The following is a 16808-nucleotide window of genomic DNA, read 5'->3' as shown; positions in this document are numbered from 1 at the left end:
GGTTATCCTTATTAAATGCCAACGAGCAGCAGATGGATCAGGGCAAACAGTAAAAGGGCGAGTAACGACGCCACCTTCATCAAATGGATGCTGCGCGGGATATCGCTCAGTGCGACGTCGCGCCGCTCATCGCCAATCCAAGGTTTTTCTACCCGCTCACCAAAGTATTCATTCGGGCCGCCAAGGCGTATCCCCAGCGCACCCGCCACCGTGGCCTCTGACCAAGCACAATTCGGACTGGAATGTTGATAACGGTCACGCCAGCCAATCCGCAGCGCCTGCCGATAATCGGCCCGAATAAGCCACGCTGCCGCACTCAATAGCAGCCAGCTCAGTCGGGCGGGGATCCCATTCGCCAAATCATCCATGCGCGCCGATACATAGCCGATAGCCCGGTATTTCGGAGTTTTGTACCCCACCATCGAATCCAGGGTATTGATTGCCTTGTACGCCATCGCCAACGGCGCCCCCCCTAACATCAGAAAGAACAGCGGTGCAATCACGCCATCGACACTGTTCTCCGCTACCGTTTCGACTACCGCACGGGTAATTTGCGGTTTCTCCAATTGCGAGGTATCACGCCCAACAATCCATGACAGTTTTTCGCGACTTTGCGCCAATGACCCCTGTTGCAGCGCATCAAAAACCAAAAGTGCCGCGTCACTCAGACAGCGCCCGGCCAGCAAGGTGTAAATCATCCACACCTGCGCCAACCACCCAAGCCACGGATTAATCTCAGCCATCAGCCATAAAAACCCCCAACTGATAAGCCAAGTGATCCCCACCACCGCTATCCACAACACCGCCCCTCCCCACTTGAGCGCCCGCTCGCTAGGACACACTGCGCGAATAGCCCGTTGTAGCACGGTGATTAGGTTACCAATCCAGCGCACCGGATGTGGCCAGTGCGGCGGGTCACCGAGCCAACTATCAAGCAGAAACGCCACAAACCACGCGGCAAGAGTCATAACCGACTCCGCGCGGCATTTAGCCAGCCATTTAATAAACCGGGGCGCTGTGCGAAATGAATATGTAGATAACTGGCCTGCGTCTGTTGTACTTGATAGCCGCTGCTCCAGTGCTGAATCACCTCGCCATCACGCCACTTGCTGCTATCAAATACTGGCGTCAGCGGGCTGGTAAAATCGGAGTAATGGAATTCATGACCACGTAACATCTCGCCTTGCGCGGCCAATAAAGTGTCACGACGGGCCTGCGCCTGACAGTAGCCAAAGCGGGTTAAGCGTTTTCCCATTTGGCTTTCACCCGCCAAAATCCCTACCATCGAGTGGCGTTGTCCATTTTCATCCGTTAACCCCTCACCCAAATACATCAAGCCGCCACATTCGCCATACAATGGAATTTGCAGGCGATGGGCCTGTTGTAATGCCGTGTGCATGGCAGTATTGGCCGCAAGCTTTGCGGCGTGAATTTCTGGATAGCCGCCCCCCAGATAGATCATCTGGCATGTGGGTAATTGGCGGTCATGTAGAGGGCTGAAACGTTGAATGCGCACCCCGGCCTGCTCCAGCAGATCAAGATTATCGGGATAATAGAAATTGAAGGCTTCATCTTCGGCTAGCGCCAGTGTCAGGCCCTCAGCTAAAGCTTGAGGAGGTAGCTCCGGAGAAGTTCCCACAGGAAGTTCAGTGCGGGAAGTCAGTGACAGTAGCCGGTCCAGATCGATAAATTCTTCAACCTGCTGTGCAAGACGTTGCCAACGTGGTGCGCTATCGGGGTGTTTGCCCACTGACCCGCCGCGCTCTTGAGCCGGAATTAATCCTAAGTGGCGCGATGGCAATGCCACATCGTCCATCACCGGCAGACGGCCTAATACTGGAATACCGCAATAGTGTTCGATGGCATGGCGGATAAGTTGGTAGTGATTATCTGAATTGACGCGGTTAACAATAACGCCCGCAATGTGGAGGTTTGAATCAAATTGACAAAAACCCAGCACCGTGGCGGCAACCGAGGTTGATACGGCTTTACCGTCGACCAGTAAAATAACCGGGCAGCCAAGTTGTTTGGCCATGGCGGCGCTGCTGCAATAATCAGGGTCAGTGCCATAACCGTCATACAGGCCCATGACACCTTCAATCACCGCCACATCGGCATGCCGCACATGTTGGTTATACAATCCATTGAGTGTGGTGGGGGGCAGCATAAACGCATCAAGGTTGCGTGAAGTTACGCCACTGACCGCGGTATGCCAGCCGGTATCCAGATAGTCTGGCCCCACTTTAAACGGTTGCACCGACAATCCACGCGCCATCAGCGCTCGCAAAATACCCAGCGTCACGGTGGTTTTACCGCATCCGCTACCGGTTCCCGCGATGATAAATGCTTGTTTGTCTGAGCGCTGCATAAAAAATCCCGCCATTTCAAGCGGGATAAGCAGTGTCAAAAAGGTGCGCCTACACAACGTCACCGCTGCGCGCATCTGATGACAACCCGCTTCCCACCGAAGGAGTTGAATATCTTTTACTGAGTTGGCTGGTCTTCTGGCTTAGCGTCATCCTCCCCTGCACCTTCCCAATCCTGTGGATCAGTGGTTTCAGCAGGTTCGTCAGCATCACAGCAGCGGGGGCTGCGGGGGATTGTCACCCCCTTCCCAGTTATGCTTTAGTGCATAACATATCCATTTCAGTAACTACGTGAGTTTAGATTTTGTTATTTAATTTTATGTTACTATAGAATTTATCTCTTTATTTACACAGTTGTAACGTCAACTGACTTATTAAGCTTGATGAATATTAATATACTCTTTTCCACAAATAAAAAATGGTTAATTTCATTTTTTTGTGACTATTTTATTGCGTAGTTATAGCAAAAAATTGCTACAAAAAATAAAAATAATCATTAAAAAACAATAAATTACCATTGGTTTTTTCTTTAAAATTATAACAAAATATTGTCATTAATTATTTTAAGAACTTAATTACTAATTTGACTTTTAAATAAACAAACATGAATTAAAAACATGAGGAATTGATATTAATTCAATAACTGCTATTCCATTTCATTACGCTCAGAAGAAAGTGAGCGAAATACCTGTGGTGTCACATTATAGGCTTGGCGGAATACTTTGCAGAAATAGCTGGTTTGTGAAAAACCCAGGTTCTTGGCAATACTGGCAATGCTCCAATCGCTATGCTGTAACATCTCTCTCGCATTGGCCATTCGTTGCTGATTCACCCACGCATTAAAACCAATACCCTGATATTTTTTAAATAATTTGCTGAAGTAGTAGGGGCTGAGATAGACCTTGGCTGCCACATCCTCCAACCGCAACTCTTCTGACAGATGAGTATCAATATAGCGCAATGCTTTCTTCATTTTACTGTCATGAGGATGTACCGGACGAATTCTGCCGGGCTCTTTGCTGCCCATGTTGTCATTGATAACCACAAAATTAAGGTGCTTTTTCAGACAATTTTCAACAATCAACTTCAGCAAGTCCGCAGACGCGATCACTCGAGAGAAATCCATGATAGGGACATTATGAAATTCATCCATCAGTGCCGGATTCTGTTGCCAGTGATTATCAACATTCAGGATATCAATCAGATAAACATCCGTGTGCAGCCGCACCTGACCACATAAAACAAAGCCAACCAGATGACCGGCAATCACCAATGGGATAGAGAAATCTGTGAGTCCGGCGTGACAACGATAAATACAAGGTTCGTTGGATTTTGAGGCCTCAAGGCCACCACAGCGATCACTCATACGACATCGAAGATGATTCACCGGATCTTGGCGCATCAATTGACAAAACGGTGTGAAGTTGAATAGGTCGGAGATCTCCTCACCGTGAATATTCACAACCACCACCGCCAGCCCCGTTGCTTGAGCAAAATCCTGGGCGATTTTATTTATGAGCTCTGAGTTTAGAGAACTGGCAGAAATCATGATAAAACCTCTCAGTTAATTTTAATTTATTGTTATTAAATTTCGTTTATTACTATAAATCATCCCTGTAATGATAGATGTGTTACCGCATTGTTATATTTTCATTCCCATTAGCCATGGTGAAAAACCTATTTCCCTGTGAAGGTATACTCTCCGGTGAAATGAAAACAAATAACAACCCACCTTACCAGAGTCATAATCAACAGGGGATGATAATCCATGCATTAACCCGAACAGATCACGAAATTTCCTCACCTTAATACCCATTTGCAGTCCCAAGATGAGGAAGTCGTCATTCATTTTCAGGTTTAATTAATAGCTTCTTCATCATCTAACTTACAGGTATTGCACGGCAAATTTTTACCAATTAAGAAGCGATAAACTGCGGCACCCAGGCAAGCACCAATAATAGGCGCCACAATAGGAATGATGAAGTAAGGAATATCACGCCCACCGGTCATTGAAATTTTTCCCCAACCGGCAAAGAAGGTAAATAATTTAGGGCCAAAATCACGCGCCGGGTTCATGGCAAACCCCGTTAATGGGCCGGTTGCCGCCCCAATCACCGCAACCAGAATACCGATTAATAAAGGGCCTAATGCGCCACGCGGCACACCATTACCATCATCTGTAAGTGCCATAATCAGCCCCATCAGAATTGAGGTGATAATGATTTCAACAAACGCTGCCTGCCAAACACTGATGGCGGGGGATGGGAATGTACTGAAAATACTGGCTAATTGCAGACTTTCCAAACTGCCACGCACCATCTGATGGGCAGTTTCAAAATCAGTAAATAAGTTGTGATACAGCATGTAAGATAATGCTGCTCCACCAAAAGCACCGGCAATTTGTGCAATGCTATAAGGGATAACTTTACGGCCTGGGAAGCAGGCAAACAGCCATAAAGCAATGGTGATGGCTGGGTTGAGGTGAGCACCCGAAATTCCGGCGGTCAGGTAGACGGCCAGTGAAATCCCAAGCCCCCATACGATACAAATTTCCCACAGACCAAAACTGGCACCGGCCACTTTCATCGCAGCCAGACAACTAATACCAAAAAATAGAAACAGCCCGGTACCGAGGAATTCCGCAATACACTGAGCTTTTAGCGAGTCGTTCATAGGGTTACCCTGCTTGTAATTAATAGGTTATATGACTTTCTGTATCGAATGCACGGCCCATGACCTACCCACTATAAAGAGACGAAAAATGAAAGTGTTGTCGTGATCTGCCATTCACTAAACAAAAACTAGAGTTTCTATAACAAATTATTGCTATTACATCCTTAAAAAACAGCCACAATACCCGATGAATAAGCAAGTTAGCGGATAATTAAATAATGTGACTTTCTTGCCATTTATTCTTTCTATTATTGTTATCAAGCTCGCAGTTTCTCATTTAATGTGAACTAGCCCCTTCCTTATATTAATGCGCGCAATACCAAAGATAATATCGGCTGTCACGAGTTTAATTGTAATTTTGAATATACAATAACCAATTATTATCACCATGCAATCATAAAATAGACTTAAAAAATAATAAGTTAACATATTCGGTGACAATATTTTGTTATTTCATCACTAACCATTCTCGCCAGTAAATTCATTACAGCCATTCTTTTTCATTGCTTGTTTGTATATTCAATTCCAGCACGAACCTGACAACGCTATTTCTGAACATGACAATTCAAGCCAGAACAAGGCATCTGATATTCCGTCGAGGTATTTATGCAACAAGAAGCACTAGGAATGGTGGAAACCAAAGGGCTAACCGCTGCCATTGAGGCGGCTGACACCATGGTGAAATCAGCCAATGTGACGTTGGTGGGCTACGAAAAAATTGGCTCAGGTCTGGTCACCGTCATCGTCCGTGGCGATGTAGGGGCGGTTAAAGCGGCCACGGATGCAGGTGCCATTGCGGCTGCAAATGTGGGTGAAGTGAAATCAACTCATGTTATTCCGCGTCCGCACACTGATGTCGAGAAATTTTTACCTAAGGGAAATAACTAATGAAAAGCAATGACCTGGTCGACCAAATCATGGCGCAGGTGATAGCGAAAGTCAGCGAACACGCTCCGGCGTCTTCCTCACCCTCATTCGATAAACAACCATCCTATAAACAACGAGATACGGCTATGGCTGAGAAAACTTGCAGTTTAACGGAATTTGTTGGCACCGCGATCGGCGACACCGTCGGACTGGTCATCGCCAACGTCGATAGTGCCTTGCTAGATGCAATGAAGTTGGAAAAACGCTATCGCTCCATTGGCATCTTGGGCGCACGTACCGGTGCTGGCCCACACATTATGGCGGCAGATGAAGCAGTAAAAGCCACCAATACCGAAGTGGTCAGCATTGAGTTACCGCGCGATACCAAAGGCGGCGCAGGCCACGGTTCGCTGATTATCTTCGGTGGTGACGATGTTTCTGATGTGAAACGTGCTGTCGAAGTCGCACTGAAAGAGCTAGACCGGACATTCGGTGACGTTTACGCCAATGAAGCTGGCCACATTGAATTGCAGTACAGCGCCCGTGCGAGCCATGCACTGGAAAAAGCCTTCGGCGCGCCACTGGGTCGCTCTTGCGGTGTGATTGTCGGCGCACCGGCATCTATTGGTGTTCTGATGGCTGATACCGCCGTCAAATCTGCCAATGTTGACGTAGTGGCCTACAGCTCTCCGGCTCAAGGGACAAGCTTTAGTAACGAAGTGATTCTGGTTATCTCCGGCGATTCTGGCGCAGTTCGTCAGGCAGTGATTTCTGCCCGTGAGATCGGCAAAACGGTATTGGCGACCTTGGGTGCTGAACCAAAAAATGACCGCCCTTCTTATATCTGACGCCACAGTGAGGCTGTTTCATGAAATCGAAAAGATTTGAAGCGTTGGCGAAACGCCCGGTTAATCAGGACGGCTTTGTCAAAGAGTGGATCGAAGAAGGCTTTATTGCCATGGAAAGCCCGAATGATCCGAAACCTTCCATCAAGATTGTAAATGGTGTGGTGACTGAGTTAGACGGTAAACCACAGAGCAGTTTCGACCTGATCGACCACTTTATCGCCCGCTACGGTATTAATCTGACACATGCGGAAGAAGTGATGAAGATGGACTCCATCAAGTTGGCCAATATGCTGTGTGACCCAAATGTGTCGCGCCGTACCATTGTGCCGCTGACGACAGCCATGACACCGGCCAAAATCGTCGAGGTGGTCTCCCACATGAACGTGGTGGAAATGATGATGTCGATGCAGAAAATGCGCGCTCGTCGTACCCCATCACAACAAGCTCACGTCACCAACGTGAAAGATAACCCGGTGCAGATTGCCGCAGACGCTGCCGAAGGGGCTTTCCGTGGTTTCGATGAACAAGAAACCACCGTGGCCGTAGCCCGTTACGCGCCCTTTAATGCTATCGCGCTATTGGTTGGCTCGCAGGTGGGGCGTCCTGGCGTATTAACACAGTGCTCTCTGGAAGAAGCTACCGAGCTGAAATTGGGGATGCTCGGCCACACCTGTTACGCCGAAACCATTTCGGTTTATGGGACTGAGCCGGTGTTCACCGACGGTGATGACACCCCATGGTCAAAAGGTTTCCTCGCCTCATCCTATGCATCACGTGGTCTGAAAATGCGCTTTACCTCCGGCTCTGGTTCTGAGGTCCAAATGGGCTACGCCGAAGGCAAATCCATGCTGTATCTGGAAGCTCGCTGTATTTACATCACGAAAGCCGCCGGGGTTCAGGGGCTGCAAAATGGCTCAGTCAGTTGTGTCGGTGTGCCATCCGCTGTGCCATCCGGTATCCGCGCTATCTTGGCGGAAAACCTGATCTGCTCGGCACTGGATTTAGAATGTGCATCCAGTAACGACCAAACGTTTACCCACTCAGATATGCGTCGTACCGCTCGCCTGCTGATGCAGTTCCTGCCGGGTACTGACTTTATCTCCTCTGGTTATTCTGCGGTACCGAACTACGACAACATGTTCGCCGGTTCTAACGAGGATGCCGAAGACTTTGACGATTACAACGTGATGCAGCGCGACCTGAAAGTTGATGGTGGCTTGCGTCCGGTATTAGAAGCCGATGTGGTGGCTATTCGTAATAAAGCTGCGCGCGCTCTACAAGCCGTCTTTGCCGGAATGGGCCTGCCGCCCATCACCGATGAAGAAGTGATTGCCGCAACCTATGCCCACGGCTCGAAAGATATGCCGGAGCGTAACATCGTCGAAGACATCAAGTTCGCTCAGGAAATCATCAGCAAAAACCGCACCGGTCTGGAAGTGGTTAAAGCCTTAGCACAAGGCGGTTTCGAAGATGTGGCGCAAGACATGCTCAACATCCAGAAAGCCAAAATTGCCGGTGACTACCTGCATACCTCGGCGATCATCAAAGGCGACAACCAAGTGCTGTCGGCAGTGAATGACGTCAATGACTACGCAGGGCCAGCTACCGGTTATCGGCTGGAAGGTGCACGTTGGGAAGAGATCAAAAATATTCCAAACGCGCTTGATCCGAATGAGCTTGGCTAAGGGGTTCACGAGATGGTGGATATTAACGAAAAACTGTTACGCCAAATTATTGAGGGCGTATTGCAGGAAATGCAGGGAGACCAGAATACCGTCTCCTTTAAGCAAGAGACTCAGCCTGTAGCGGCGGCAAACACCGGAGCATCTGGGGATTTTCTCACTGAAGTGGGTGAAGCCCGTCCCGGAACGCATCAGGACGAAGTGATTATTGCTGTTGGCCCGGCATTTGGTTTGTCACAAACCGCCAACATCGTTGGGATACCGCACAAAAATATTCTGCGCGAACTGATTGCCGGTATTGAAGAGGAAGGCATCAAAGCTCGAGTTATTCGCTGCTTTAAATCTTCCGATGTGGCCTTTGTTGCCGTCGAAGGTAACCGTTTGAGTGGCTCTGGGATCTCTATCGGCGTCCAGTCAAAAGGCACCACAGTCATTCATCAGCAAGGTCTGCCACCGCTTTCTAATCTGGAGTTGTTCCCGCAAGCACCGCTGTTGACGCTGGAAACTTACCGCCTGATTGGCAAAAACGCTGCTCGCTACGCCAAACGGGAATCACCACAACCGGTTCCGACCCTAAATGACCAAATGGCCCGGCCAAAATATCAGGCCAAGTCGGCGATTCTGCACATTAAAGAAACCAAATATGTGGTGACCGGCAAGAATCCTCAGGAACTCCGGGTCGCGCTTTAACAAAGGAAAACACAATGAATTCCGAAGCTATTGAATCCATGGTCCGCGATGTACTGAGCAAGATGAACAGCTTACAAGGCCAGACACCTGCAGCGACTTGCCCAGCGCCAACAGGCAGTTCGCGCAGTGATGCCAAAGTCACGGATTATCCACTGGCTAATAAACACCCTGAATGGGTGAAAACCGCCACCAATAAAACGTTGGATGACCTGACGCTGGCTAACGTGTTGAACGGCAGTGTGACTTCACAAGATTTGCGTATTACACCGGAAATCCTGCGAATTCAGGCCGCTATCGCCAAAGATGCGGGCCGCCCACTGTTGGCAATGAACTTTGAACGCGCAGCAGAACTGACTGCGGTACCGGATGACAAGGTATTGGATATCTATAACGCCCTGCGCCCATTCCGCTCCAGTAAAGAAGAGTTAAATGCCATCGCTGATGATCTGGAAAAAAATTACAACGCCACGATTTGCGCCGCGTTTGTGCGCGAAGCTGCCGTTTTGTATATCCAGCGCAAGAAGTTGAAAGGCGACGATTAATCCATTTCTGGATTAATCAATTGTTATACCCAATAGATTTCAAGTTGCAGGTAGGCAGCAAAGAAAGGAATCCCCAGAAGCTGACTCAAGTCAGTGACTGGGGGGCAAATCTACCGGGGACAGATTTGAACGCTGCTTGCCGCGGCAAGCCCCAAGGATAGGCCAAGTCACGAGTGCGGCCAACATCGCTGCAAATTGAAAGATAAAGGGTATTTGAGGGAGGGGAAATGCGTTACATAGCAGGTGTGGACATCGGTAACTCATCAACAGAAGTGGCATTGGCGCAATGTGCAGCTGACGGTCAGTTGCAATTTGTTGCCAGCACCCTGACGGAGACCACCGGTGTCAAAGGAACACAGCGCAACATTTTCGGCATCAATAAGGCGTTGAACATGTTGGTGGAAAAGGCCGGAATCACGCTCAGTGATATCAGTCTGATCCGCATCAATGAGGCGACCCCGGTAATTGGTGATGTGGCGATGGAAACCATCACTGAAACCATAATCACTGAATCCACTATGATCGGTCACAACCCGAAAACTCCCGGCGGACTAGGGTTAGGGGTCGGGCTGACTATCACCCTTGATGAGCTGGTAACACGTGACCCTGCCCAACCTTACATTCTGGTCGTGCCCTCTGCAGTCGATTTTGCTGATGTCGCCGCCGTGGTCAACGCCGCAAATGGTGCCGGATACCGCATCACTGCGATTATCTTGCAGCGAGATGATGGCGTACTGGTCAGCAACCGCTTAAACCACCCATTACCTATTGTCGATGAGGTGTTGCATATCGACCGCATCCCTATGGGCATGCTGGCGGCGGTTGAAGTTGCTATGCCGGGTCAAGTGATTGAAACCCTCTCTAACCCTTATGGCATTGCCACAGTATTTGAACTCAGTGCCGAAGAAACCAAAAACATTGTTCCGGTGGCACGCGCCTTGATAGGCACCCGTTCAGCGGTCGTCGTTAAAACACCCGAAGGGGATGTTAAAGCTCGTGCTATTCCCGCTGGCCATCTGGAGTTGTTTGCTGAAGGTCGCACTGTTCGTGTGGATGTTGCCACCGGCAGCGAGACCATTATGACGGCAGTGAACAGTTTTCGGCATCTGGATAATGTCAGCGGCGAACCCGGCACCAACATCGGCGGCATGCTCGAACACGTGCGCCAAACGATGGCAGAACTGACCAACAAACCCACCAATGAAATCTTCATTCAAGACTTGCTGGCTGTTGATACTGCCGTGCCAGTCAATGTTATTGGGGGTCTGGCGGGAGAGTTCTCACTCGAACAGGCGGTGGGTATTGCCTCCATGGTGAAATCTGATCGTCTGCAAATGGCGCACATCGCCAGTGAAATCGAGAGGACTCTGAGTATTGATGTGCAGGTTGGTGGAGCGGAGGCCGAAGCCGCTATTCTCGGTGCGTTGACCACACCAGGGACACGACGACCACTCGCCATTCTCGATTTAGGGGCCGGCTCTACCGATGCCTCCATCATCAATGCCCAAGGTCAAATTGTGGCAACACATCTGGCTGGTGCCGGAGACATGGTCACGATGATCATTGCCTCCGAACTGGATCTCCAAGACCGCTATTTGGCTGAAGACATCAAAAAATACCCGCTGGCAAAAGTGGAAAGTCTATTCCACCTGCGCCACGAGGACGGCAGTGTGCAGTTTTTCCCACAACCGCTGCCACCAGAAGTTTTTGCCCGATTGGTGGTCGTCAAGCCGGAAGGTCTGGTGCCACTGCCGGGTGATTACGCACTGGAAAAAGTGCGCAATATCCGACGTTCTGCAAAAGAGCGGGTATTTGTGACCAATGCGTTACGCGCCCTGCGCCAAGTCAGCCCGACCGGCAATATCCGCGATATCCCCTTCGTGGTGCTGGTCGGCGGCTCTTCGCTGGACTTTGAAATTCCGCAATTAGTCACAGACGCCCTCTCCCATTACAAGCTGGTGGCTGGCCGCGGCAATATTCGCGCTTGTGAAGGCCCGCGCAATGCGGTGGCAACCGGGCTGATTCTAGCTTATCAGCGGGAGAGTGACTGATGAACTTTACCAACGATACCCCCGCCATCGTGATAAGCCGGACCGCGCAAACACTGGAGACCGTTTGGCATCAAGTGTTACTGGGCATAGAGGAAGAAGGCATTCCTTGGTGCTGGCAACAAGACGATGACGGTGATGCGATACAGCGCGCTTGGCAGGCGGCCACCCGTTCTCCGCTCTTGGTAGGGCTGGCAGGTTCTGCCGATGAAGTCGTGGTGCATTTCCGTAATTTACCGCCCACCAACCCGCTATTTAGGCAAGCGTGGGCACAAGACGAAGATCAATTACGGCGGCTTGGTAATAACGCCGCCCGGTTGGTGAAAGGTTTACCGTTTAAGTTATCGCCATAACCCATAAAAGGATAAATGAAATATGAACAACGCATTGGGCTTAGTTGAAACCAAAGGTCTGGTCGCTGCTATTGAAGCGGCTGACGCCATGGTCAAGTCTGCCAACGTACAACTGGTGGGATACGAAAAAATCGGCTCCGGTTTGGTCACTGTCATGGTTCGCGGCGATGTCGGCGCAGTAAAAGCAGCGGTTGATGCTGGATCTGCAGCAGCCAGCGCGGTGGGTGAAGTGAAATCTTGCCATGTGATCCCACGTCCACATAGCGATGTAGAAGCCATTTTACCGACCTCTGCCTAAGGGCAAGAAGAGGAGCACAGCGTGAAAACGTCACTGGGTTTACTTGAAGTTAGCGGTCTAGCGCTGGCGATCGGCGCGGCGGATGCCATGGCAAAAGCGGCATCCGTCAACCTGATTGGGATAGAAAAAACCAACGGCTCTGGCTGGATGTTAATCCGCCTGACCGGTGATGTGGCCTCTGTACAGGCGGCAATCAGTACCGGTGCCGCCTTTGCCGAACAGCATCATGGTTTGGTTTCCCGCTCAGTGTTGGCTCGCCCGGCAGATACGCTGATGGCGTATTGGCAGGCTCCTGCGGTTGAGGTGGCGGTGGTCGAACCGGCAGTGGAAACCCTCCTCATTATTGAGGAGACGGAAGAAACCGATGCCCCACAACTGGCGGATAGCGCCAGCGATGATGCGCCAGAGGCCCCCTCTAGTGCGGAAAGCCGCACGGAAATAAACAGCATGGAGGAGAGTGAGGCTTCAGTAGCGCCGCACGTGAGCTGCAATCTCTGTCTCGATCCGGCTTGCCGACGCCATAAAGGCGAGCCTCGCTTTCGCTGTATCCACTTGGGTAAACGAGGAAAAGTCTGATGGAAAAAGCGTTACTGGAGCCCGTTGTCAGTAAGATCCTCGACGAAATGCGTCTTCGTCCGATCCCGCTTGGGGTTTCCAATCGACACCTGCATCTTTCGGTGCAGGACTACCAACAATTGTTCCCAGACCAGCCACTGGTCGAGAAAAAAGCCCTGCTGCAACCCGGCCAGTTTGCCGCCGAGCAGACGGTCACCTTGGTTGGACCAAAGGGTAGCTTAAAAAACGTTCGTATTTTAGGGCCGCTACGCAGCCGTAGCCAGGTGGAAATTTCTCGCACCGATGCCCGTACCTTAGGCATCAATGCCCCTCTGCGGATGTCGGGCAATTTAGACGACACACCGGCTATCCGTTTGGTCAGCCCGTACGGTGAGCTGGAATTGTCTCAGGGTGTGATTGTGGCGCTACGCCATATTCATATGTCACCGCTAGATGCCCTTATCTATCGGGTCAAGCACGGTGACCGGGTACAGGTTGCCATTCAAGGCAGTGGTCGCCGATTGATTATGGATGATGTCGCTATCCGCGTTTCACCCCAAATGAAACTGGAAATGCACATCGATACTGACGAGGCCAATGCCGCAGGTGCCGATGATCCAGCGGCTTTTGCCACCTTGTTAACGCCACCACAGGCGACGCAGCCATGAATCTGACTCAGGCGCAAACCGAGCAACTGGTCAGCCAGATTGTCACGCGGTTAGTTGAGCGCGAACGCCGGGTTCATGCCCTGCTGCTACCTCAACTGCGCGCCGGGCTGGATCCTGCGGTATTCGTGCAATATGCCAATCTGCATTTGATGTTACCGGACTTGGCATTTATCTGCCGCTTGGCGCAATCCGACACAAGTTGCCCTGCGGTTGCTGCACTGAACGAAGCGTGGTCATGGGGGATGAAAGTGCATATTAGCCTGCATAGTCAACTGCTGCCGGCACTGCCCGCTGCGGCATTGCGCCCTTTCCCGCTGACTTTCAGTGATAGCCGTGGCGTAGCTGTGCGGTTTCATGCAGGTAAGGTGCTGAGTTATCGCGATATTGCCACACTCAGCCCCGGCTGGTTGCTCATTGACCACCACACACTGGTGACATCGCTGGCACAAGACCAGTTGTCGGCCGGTCACATTCAACTGTTAAGGCAGGAGTAAATCATGCAACTGGCCAGAGTGGTAGGTTCCGTGGTCTCAACGCAAAAATCGCCGACGCTGATTGGAAAAAAACTGCTGCTGGTACGCCGTGTTGCCGGTGATGGCTCACTGCCACCAGACAGCAATACGCCGGATGAAGTCGCCGTCGATTCAGTGGGAGCGGGTCAGGGCGAGCTGGTGCTGTTGTCCGGCGGCTCCAGCGCTCGGCGAGTCTTTGCTGAACCGAATGATGCCATCGATCTGGCGATCGTCGCCATTGTCGATGAGTGTTCTTACTGATTGAGCAGGTGATTTTATGAGTATCTATACCAAAACTGGCGACGCAGGCACCACGGCCTTGTTCACTGGTCAACGGGTGAAAAAAACCCACCCACGGGTAGAAACCTACGGCACCTTGGATGAACTGAATGCCGCGCTGAGTCTGTGTGCTCGTGCGACACAAGGCGAGGAAAACCTTCAGTTGCTTGATGCCGTACAGCATCAGTTGTTTTATTTCAGTGCCGAACTCGCCAGCGAAGGTATTGAGACGCCACCGGTTGGGCGTAAAAGCATCAATGAACAAGATATTCATGCCCTAGAACACGCCGTTGACCGCTGCATGGCACAGTTACCGCCAGTGCGCGGTTTTATCCTACCCGGAAAGACTGAAGCGGGTAGCCGTTTGCATTTTGCCCGCACTTTAGCACGGCGCTGCGAACGACGGCTGATTGAATTAGCAGAACAAATTTCGGTACGCCCGGTGTTATTGCAATACCTCAACCGGCTATCCGATTGCCTGTATGCGCTGGCGCGCGATGAAGACCAGCGTCAGCAGTTGCAACAAACAGCTCAAACCGTGGTTGCTCGTTATTTGGCCGCGACTGAGGCATCAATGATGCAAGCACACCCCACAATGGCTGCAAAAGCGGCATCACCCACGACGACTGGGCTCGGATTTTCTGATGTCCATCAGCTCGTTAAGTTAGCCGTCGACGCTGCCATGAAATTACAAATCGCGGTAGTCGTGGCCCTGGCTGACCGCCACGGCAACATGATCATGACCTACCGTATGCCCGATACCTTGCTGGTGAGCAGCGAACTGGCACCGAAAAAAGCCTGGACTGCCGTGGCGTTAAAAACCGCCACACACCAACTGAGCCATGCCATTCAACCAGGGGCCGACCTATTCCAACTCGAAGCCAGCACCGGCGGCAAAGTCGTGAGTTTTGGTGGCGGCTACCCGCTATGGCGCAATGGCCAACTGGTGGGAGGTTTAGGGATTAGCGGCGGTAGCGTCGAACAAGATATGCACATAGCAGAAGCGGCCATATCGGCTTTACATCTGAGGAATGAATAATGAATACCCATGATCTTGAATCTCTCATTCGTACTATCCTCACCGAGCAACTGACGCCCACACCTGCGTCTGCCTCCAGCGCTATTTTTGCCAGTGTGGATGAAGCAGTGAATGCCGCCCACAGCGCATTTTTGCGCTACCAGCAAAGCCCAATGAAAACCCGCAGCGCCATTATCAGCGCTATCCGTGAGCAACTCAAACCGCAGCTCGCCTCTTTGTCTGAGCGCGGTGCCAACGAAACCGGCATGGGAAATAAAGAAGATAAGTTACTGAAAAACAAAGCCGCACTGGAAAACACCCCCGGTATTGAAGATCTATCGACCACGGCCTTAACCGGCGATGGCGGCATGGTGTTATTCGAATATTCGCCGTTTGGTGTGATTGGATCCGTCGCGCCGAGCACCAACCCGACAGAAACTATTATCAACAACAGCATCAGCATGCTAGCAGCGGGCAATGCGGTGTATTTCAGCCCGCACCCCGGAGCCAAAGCAGTATCACTGGATTTAATCGCTCAAATTGAAGAGATCGTTTTCAGCAGTTGCGGCATCCGCAATCTGGTGGTGACCGTGCAAGATCCCAGCTTCGAAGCCACCCAGCAAATGATGGCACACGACAAGATTGCGCTACTGGCCATCACCGGCGGGCCGGGTATTGTGGCCATGGGCATGAAAAGCGGCAAGAAAGTGATTGGTGCCGGAGCCGGAAATCCACCTTGCCTAGTGGATGAAACCGCCGAGTTAGTAAAAGCGGCGCAGGATATCGTGGCTGGAGCCTCATTTGACAATAATCTGCCCTGTATTGCGGAGAAAAGTCTGATTGTAGTGGAGAGTGTCGCCGACCGCCTATTGCAGCAAATGCAAGCTTTCGATGCTTTGTTAATCAGTGATCCGCAAGAGGTCGACAGCCTGCGCAAGACCTGTCTGACACCTCAAGGCCATGCCAATAAAAATCTGGTCGGCAAAAGCCCAACTGAGCTGCTGAAAGCGGCAGGACTCACTTGCCCAGCAAAAGCCCCGCGCCTGTTACTGGTCGAAGTGGCCGGTGATGACCCTCTCGTCACGACCGAGCAACTGATGCCGCTGTTACCGGTCGTTCGGGTAAAGGACTTTGATGCTGGCTTGACGCTGGCACTGCAAGTGGAAGCGGGCTTACACCACACCGCGACCATGCATTCACAAAATGTTTCGCGCCTGAATCTAGCAGCTCGCCTTTTGCAGACCTCCATTTTTGTGAAAAACGGCCCATCTTATGCCGGAATTGGCGTCGGTGGCGAAGGTTTTACGACCTTTACCATCGCCACCCCGACCGGAGAAGGCACCACATCGGCGCGAACCTTTGCACGTCAACGCCGCTGTGTGTTGACCAACGGTTTCTCCATTCGCTGA

Annotated in this window: 18 protein-coding genes and 1 riboswitch; of the genes, 14 read left to right on the top strand and 4 right to left on the bottom strand. The window is 51.0% G+C overall.

Annotated elements, in window-relative coordinates; translation table 11 throughout:
* Positions 1-11: 11 nt before the first annotated feature.
* The 4 genes from cbiB to pduF all read right to left on the bottom strand — a co-directional run bounded on the left by cbiB (position 12) and on the right by pduF (position 5039).
* A complete protein-coding gene (gene cbiB, locus HUZ92_RS18765; protein WP_050098484.1) occupies positions 12-968 on the bottom strand; it encodes an adenosylcobinamide-phosphate synthase CbiB in 957 nt (318 codons plus the stop codon).
* Complete coding sequence (locus HUZ92_RS18760) at positions 965-2368, bottom strand: cobyrinate a,c-diamide synthase (protein ID WP_050140794.1); 1404 nt, start codon at positions 2366-2368, stop codon at positions 965-967. The genes cbiB and HUZ92_RS18760 overlap by 4 nt, the downstream gene beginning before the upstream one ends.
* Positions 2369-2477: 109 nt before the next feature.
* A riboswitch (cobalamin riboswitch) is annotated at positions 2478-2661 on the bottom strand.
* 351 nt (positions 2662-3012) lie between these two features.
* Positions 3013-3915: a transcriptional regulator PocR gene (gene pocR / locus HUZ92_RS18755; RefSeq protein WP_050098487.1), complete on the bottom strand. Its 903-nt coding sequence runs from the start codon at positions 3913-3915 to the stop codon at positions 3013-3015.
* Between the two features lie 308 nt (positions 3916-4223).
* Positions 4224-5039 (bottom strand): propanediol diffusion facilitator PduF, encoded by an 816-nt coding sequence (gene pduF / locus HUZ92_RS18750; protein ID WP_050098489.1) that lies wholly within the window; start codon positions 5037-5039, stop codon positions 4224-4226.
* A 606-nt stretch (positions 5040-5645) separates the two neighbouring features.
* Between pduF and pduA the strand changes: the two genes are divergently transcribed.
* From pduA to HUZ92_RS18680, 14 genes are all read left to right on the top strand, one after another.
* Positions 5646-5927, top strand: a complete 282-nt coding sequence (gene pduA / locus HUZ92_RS18745; protein ID WP_050098490.1) for a propanediol utilization microcompartment protein PduA — start codon at positions 5646-5648, stop codon at positions 5925-5927.
* The gene (gene pduB, locus HUZ92_RS18740) at positions 5927-6754 is read left to right on the top strand and encodes a propanediol utilization microcompartment protein PduB (protein WP_050140735.1); all 828 of its coding nucleotides are present in this window, start codon (positions 5927-5929) and stop codon (positions 6752-6754) included. Before pduA ends, pduB begins: the two co-directional genes overlap by 1 nt.
* Before the next feature lie 20 nt (positions 6755-6774).
* Positions 6775-8439: a propanediol dehydratase large subunit PduC gene (gene pduC, locus HUZ92_RS18735; RefSeq protein WP_050098493.1), complete on the top strand. Its 1665-nt coding sequence runs from the start codon at positions 6775-6777 to the stop codon at positions 8437-8439.
* 15 nt (positions 8440-8454) lie between these two features.
* A complete protein-coding gene (locus tag HUZ92_RS18730) occupies positions 8455-9126 on the top strand; it encodes a propanediol/glycerol family dehydratase medium subunit (RefSeq protein ID WP_164908329.1) in 672 nt (223 codons plus the stop codon).
* Positions 9127-9140: 14 nt separating this feature from the next.
* The gene (pduE, locus tag HUZ92_RS18725) at positions 9141-9668 is read left to right on the top strand and encodes a propanediol dehydratase small subunit PduE (protein ID WP_145579703.1); all 528 of its coding nucleotides are present in this window, start codon (positions 9141-9143) and stop codon (positions 9666-9668) included.
* A 227-nt stretch (positions 9669-9895) separates the two neighbouring features.
* Positions 9896-11719, top strand: coding sequence for a diol dehydratase reactivase subunit alpha (locus HUZ92_RS18720; protein ID WP_145579702.1), 1824 nt, complete (start codon positions 9896-9898; stop codon positions 11717-11719).
* Positions 11719-12069 (top strand): glycerol dehydratase reactivase beta/small subunit family protein, encoded by a 351-nt coding sequence (locus tag HUZ92_RS18715; RefSeq protein WP_050098501.1) that lies wholly within the window; start codon positions 11719-11721, stop codon positions 12067-12069. The genes HUZ92_RS18720 and HUZ92_RS18715 overlap by 1 nt, the downstream gene beginning before the upstream one ends.
* 22 nt (positions 12070-12091) lie before the next feature.
* Entirely contained in the window at positions 12092-12367 is a 276-nt protein-coding gene (pduJ, locus tag HUZ92_RS18710; RefSeq protein ID WP_004090424.1) for a propanediol utilization microcompartment protein PduJ, read from the top strand.
* Positions 12368-12388: 21 nt separating this feature from the next.
* Positions 12389-12943 carry a BMC domain-containing protein gene (locus HUZ92_RS18705; protein ID WP_050098503.1) on the top strand — a complete coding sequence of 185 codons (555 nt, stop codon included), beginning with the start codon at positions 12389-12391 and terminating at the stop codon, positions 12941-12943.
* Complete coding sequence (locus HUZ92_RS18700; RefSeq protein ID WP_050140733.1) at positions 12943-13590, top strand: phosphate propanoyltransferase; 648 nt, start codon at positions 12943-12945, stop codon at positions 13588-13590. The genes HUZ92_RS18705 and HUZ92_RS18700 overlap by 1 nt, the downstream gene beginning before the upstream one ends.
* Positions 13587-14084 (top strand): microcompartment protein PduM, encoded by a 498-nt coding sequence (gene pduM, locus HUZ92_RS18695; protein WP_050098506.1) that lies wholly within the window; start codon positions 13587-13589, stop codon positions 14082-14084. Before HUZ92_RS18700 ends, pduM begins: the two co-directional genes overlap by 4 nt.
* A 3-nt stretch (positions 14085-14087) precedes the next feature.
* On the top strand, positions 14088-14363 hold the full coding sequence (locus tag HUZ92_RS18690; RefSeq protein ID WP_004699362.1) for a EutN/CcmL family microcompartment protein: 276 nt from the start codon (positions 14088-14090) through the stop codon (positions 14361-14363).
* 16 nt (positions 14364-14379) lie between these two features.
* Positions 14380-15420 carry a cob(I)yrinic acid a,c-diamide adenosyltransferase gene (locus tag HUZ92_RS18685; protein WP_050098507.1) on the top strand — a complete coding sequence of 347 codons (1041 nt, stop codon included), beginning with the start codon at positions 14380-14382 and terminating at the stop codon, positions 15418-15420.
* The gene (locus HUZ92_RS18680; RefSeq protein WP_050098508.1) at positions 15420-16808 is read left to right on the top strand and encodes an aldehyde dehydrogenase family protein; all 1389 of its coding nucleotides are present in this window, start codon (positions 15420-15422) and stop codon (positions 16806-16808) included. Before HUZ92_RS18685 ends, HUZ92_RS18680 begins: the two co-directional genes overlap by 1 nt.

The sequence above is a fragment of the Yersinia vastinensis genome (assembly GCF_902726565.1).
Lineage (GTDB): Bacteria > Pseudomonadota > Gammaproteobacteria > Enterobacterales > Enterobacteriaceae > Yersinia > Yersinia vastinensis.
The sequence above is the reverse complement of the archived record's forward strand: the minus strand, read 5'-3'. Positions and strand labels throughout refer to the sequence as shown.